The sequence below is a fragment of the Roseiarcus sp. genome (genome assembly GCF_052145395.1).
In the GTDB taxonomy this organism is placed as follows: domain Bacteria; phylum Pseudomonadota; class Alphaproteobacteria; order Rhizobiales; family Beijerinckiaceae; genus Roseiarcus.
The window spans coordinates 1-4,050 of sequence record NZ_JBKQOT010000337.1 but is presented as its reverse complement, the minus strand read 5'-3'; the positions used below and the strand labels follow the sequence as shown (position 1 = coordinate 4,050).

At 66.5% G+C, this 4,050-nt stretch carries 4 protein-coding genes; all 4 read right to left on the bottom strand.

The window, feature by feature from the left end; genetic code table 11:
- Window positions 1-114 precede the first annotated feature (114 nt).
- Complete coding sequence (locus tag ACLP25_RS11435) at window positions 115-975, bottom strand: HpcH/HpaI aldolase/citrate lyase family protein (RefSeq protein ID WP_442469317.1); 861 nt, start codon at window positions 973-975, stop codon at window positions 115-117.
- Window positions 972-1,424 (bottom strand): MaoC family dehydratase, encoded by a 453-nt coding sequence (locus tag ACLP25_RS11430; protein ID WP_442469316.1) that lies wholly within the window; start codon window positions 1,422-1,424, stop codon window positions 972-974. Before ACLP25_RS11430 ends, ACLP25_RS11435 begins: the two co-directional genes overlap by 4 nt.
- Before the next feature lie 13 nt (window positions 1,425-1,437).
- A complete protein-coding gene (locus tag ACLP25_RS11425) occupies window positions 1,438-2,637 on the bottom strand; it encodes an acetyl-CoA acetyltransferase (protein ID WP_442469315.1) in 1,200 nt (399 codons plus the stop codon).
- Window positions 2,638-2,640: 3 nt separating this feature from the next.
- Window positions 2,641-4,050 (bottom strand): 3-oxoacyl-[acyl-carrier-protein] synthase III C-terminal domain-containing protein (locus ACLP25_RS11420; protein ID WP_442469314.1); only part of this gene is annotated, 1,410 nt, incomplete at its 5' end.

Genomic DNA, 4,050 nt, shown 5'->3' with positions numbered 1-4,050 from the left:
GTAGTCGTCGCCGAACCTCGAGACGACGGCGCGCACGCCTTCGCGAATCGCGCTCAGTTCATCCTCGCCCGGCAGTTGTCTGCTACTTCCGCTCATGGTGGCGCCCTCCTCCCTTTAGACGGACGCGAGCGTCTTCTGCGCCGCCTTCAGATGCGGGATGTCGACCATCTTGCCGTCGATCCCGAGCGTGCCCGCGCCCGGATTGGCAGCGAAGGCCTCCACGATCCGGCGCGCATGGGCGATCTCCTCTTCCGACGGCGCGTAGCAGCGGTTAATGATCGCGACCTGGTCGGGATGGATCGCGATGCGGCCGAGGAACCCGTCGCGACGCGAACGGCGACAGTCGAGTTCGAGCCCTTCCGTGTCGCGGAAGTCGGCATGGATCGTATCGACTGGCGTGACCTCGGCAGCGGCGGCGGCAAACAGGCATTGTGCGCGGACGACTTGATAAGGGAAGGTCCAACCGCCCGCTTCCCGGTTCTCCGTCGCGCCGAGCGCCGCTGCAAGGTCCTCCCCGCCCCAGGTCAGCGCGGCCAGTCGCGGATGCGCTGGCGCGTAGGTGTGAAGGGCGAACATCGCCTTTGCTGTCTCGGTGGCGACGACCGCGATCCTGACAGAGCCGACCGGCATACCGGCCTTCGTCTCGAAGGCGTCGAGATAGTGGCCAAAATGGACGATGTCCTCCACGCCGTTCGCTTTCGGAACGAGGACGCCATCGAGTCCCGGCTTCACCACGGCGGCGAGATCGTCGAGGGTCAGGCCCGTGTCGAGCGCATTAATGCGCACGAAGAAGGACCAGTCGCGCGGCTCCCTATTTTCGAGAAGCCTCGCGACATGGGCGCGCGCCGCCGCCTTTTGGCCGGGCGCGACCGAGTCCTCGAGGTCGAGGATCAGCGCGTCGGCGCCGGACGCCTGCGCCTTAGCGAACTTGCGTTCCGAATCGCCGGGAACGAACAGAAGCGAGCAAAGCTTCATTGGGCCTTCCTAAGCATCAGGGCGACGCGCCGGCAGGAGCAGACGATCTCGTTGCGTTGGTTCAGTCCCTCGTGCGCGAAGGTCACGATCCCCTGCGTCGGGCGCGACTTCGAGTCGCGCAAATCCACCACCGTGGTCTCCGCGCGGATCGTGTCGCCGGCAAAGACCGGCTTTGGAAAGGCGACTTCCTCCCAACCCAGATTTCCAACCGTCGTGCCAAGCGTGGTGTCCTGCACCGAAAGGCCCACGACGAGCCCAAGGGTGAAGATGGAATTAACCAACGGTTTCCCGAATTCGGTCGTCTTAGCGTATTCGTGGTCGATGTGGATGGCCGCCGGATTATGAGTCAGCGCCGAGAACAGGATGTTGTCCATGTCGGTGACCGTGCGCCGGACCTCATGGACGAAAGTCTGACCGACGGCGAATTCCTCAAAATATTTCCCACCCAAAGCGCGGCCTCCCTCAGTGCAGGCGTCCGAAAATCGAGACTGCGGCGACACTGTTGAACGGCGCGCCGCCGAGATTGTGGGTGAGTCCGAGATCTACCTTGCCGAGTTGGCGCGCCCCCGCCCGGCCGAGGAGCTGCGTATAGATCTCGTAGGCCATGCGGAGCCCCGACGCCCCGACCGGGTGCCCGAAGCACTTGAGGCCGCCGTCCGGCTGGCAGGGCTGGGCGCCATCGCGGTCGTAGTGGCCCTCGAGAATGTCGCGCGGCGCGTATCCTTCCTCCGACAGGCCGAGGTCCTCCATCGTCACGAGCTCGGTGATAGAGAAACAGTCGTGCACCTCTGTCAGCGAAAGATCATTCGCCGGGTTGCGCACGCCGGCCTCCGCGTAGGCGCGCTTCGCGGCCTCCCGCGTGTTCAGCACATAGGCGCCGTCCCAGGCCCCGTATTGCATTTCCCAGCCGTGACTGGCTGACAGTTGCACGGCCTTCACGGTCACCGGATTGGCGACGCCGAGCCCTCTCGCAATCTCGGGCGTTGTCACGATCGCGGCCGCGGCGCCGTCGGAAACGCCGCAGCAATCATAGAGGCCGAGCGGGTCTGCGATCATCGGCGCCTTGAGGATCGTCTCGACGTCGACCGCCTTGCGCAGATGGGCGCGCGGACTATGAACCGCGTTCTGGTGGCTCTTCCAGCTCACATGCGCCATGGCGCGCTTGAGGTCCTCGCCATTCAGCCGGTGCTTCGCCGCATAGGCGCCCGCCAACTGGGCGAAGGAGCCGGGCGCGGAGCCATAGGGCAGCCAGAGGTCGTTGGCGAGGCCCTTGGTGCGCAGGGGCAAGCCGCTGTAGCCCGTGTCCTTTAGCTTCTCGACGCCGAGCGCTAGCGCGAAATCGACCGCGCCAGCTGCGACGGCGTAGACGGCGGCGCGCAAAGCCTCGGAACCGGTCGCGCACATGTTTTCGACCCGCGACACCGGAATTGTCTTGAGCCGCAGGGCATGTGCGAGCGGCAGCGCGCTGTTGCCCACATTAATGTCGTCGAGCGCATTGCCCATCCAGGCGGCCTGGATATCGGAGCGTGCGATCTTCGCGTCGGCAAGCGCCTCCACGAAGGCCTCGACCATGAGATCCTCGGGGCTCTTGTCCCAGTGTTCTCCGAAGGTCGTGCATCCCATGCCGAGAATCGCGACCTTGTCCTTGATCCCGTTTGCCATGTCTCAACCCTCGAGCAAGGGACGCTCGGCCGCCGCCGCTTTCCAGAAATAGGTGCGAAAGCCCCGACGCTGATCGCGCGACTTGATGCGGAGGCGCATCCGCACCCGGTCGCCCACCGAAAAGCCCCGCGAGTCCTGGTCCGTGAATTCCATCATCACCCGTGCGCCGTTGTCGAACTGCGCGAGCCCGAACCAGAACGGCGGGTCGGGCGTGAAGTTCAGCCGGTCGGCCGTGACGGAGACGATGCGCGCAGGGTCGTCCGCGAGCCGGACGTCCTGCATCGGTTCCGGCCCTTCGGCGTCGGGCCGGACGGGAATGCGGCTCTTCGGGAACTGCACGTTCCCGGCCGCGTCGCGACCGCCGACGAAGCCGGTCATGTCGCGCCCGGTGCGCGCAATGACGGTCGCCTGCGCTTTCTGCTCGAATTCCGAGCGAACGCCCCAATCGAGTTCGAGCGCGCCGTTGAGACTCAGGAAGCGAATATAGTCGCCGAAAGCCAGCCCCTGCCGCAGAGCCTCCTCGGCCGATCCGGCGCCTGGCATCGGCGCCGTCATTTCCAACACGAGCGCATCGCAGCCGCTTCCGAATCCGGCGAGCAGAATGCGCTCTCCCGGTTTGGCGCGCGCGGATGCGAGCGCAAACGCGAACAGGCCATGGGCGGCGCCAAGATCGCCAAGCGCCGCCGCTACGTCGGACGCATGGTTCGGGGCCGCGATCCCGGTCGCGCGGCCGATGTCGCGCCACAGGCCCGCGACCGGCTCGTGGACTGCGGCGTGCTGGATGTCGGAGGGGCCAAGTCCCGCCATTGCTAGCGCCTTGTGGATGGTCGGCGCGAAAATCGCCGAGAGGGCGGTCTCGCGCACGAACCGCTCTTCATAGGCGTAGGGCTCGGGATGCTCGCGCGACGCATAGATGTCCACGAGATCGTGAGAGAGGCTCGCCCATCCGATAAGACGGGCGGCGCCGTCCGCGGCGACCATTACCGCGGAGCCGCCGTCGCCCTGCGACAGATGCAGCGGAGAGCCCGGCCGGCCCGGCCGCCTTTCACCGGCCGCAACGAGGGTGGACCCGCCGCCAAGCAGCGCGTCGAGCAACGCCGAGACGGCGCAGCGCCGCGAGCCCGAAACATCCCAGGCTCGCGTTTCCGCTTGTAGCGCGAGCGCGTCCACAATGAGCGCTGCGTGAAGCCGCTCGTAGAAGGGGGCGGACGTGGACGCAAACACCACCGTGTTGGGCGCCCGATGGATGATCCGCGCCGCCTCGACTGCAAGGGTCAGGGGATCCTCGTCCCATCCAGCGACGGCGCGCCGTCCCCCACCGCGGCCCCCGAGTCCGGAAAATTTCAGAGCTTTCGCGGCGGAATCCCGGTCGAGCCGCAGGAGCGGCGCGTAGGCCCCCACACTGGCGATCGC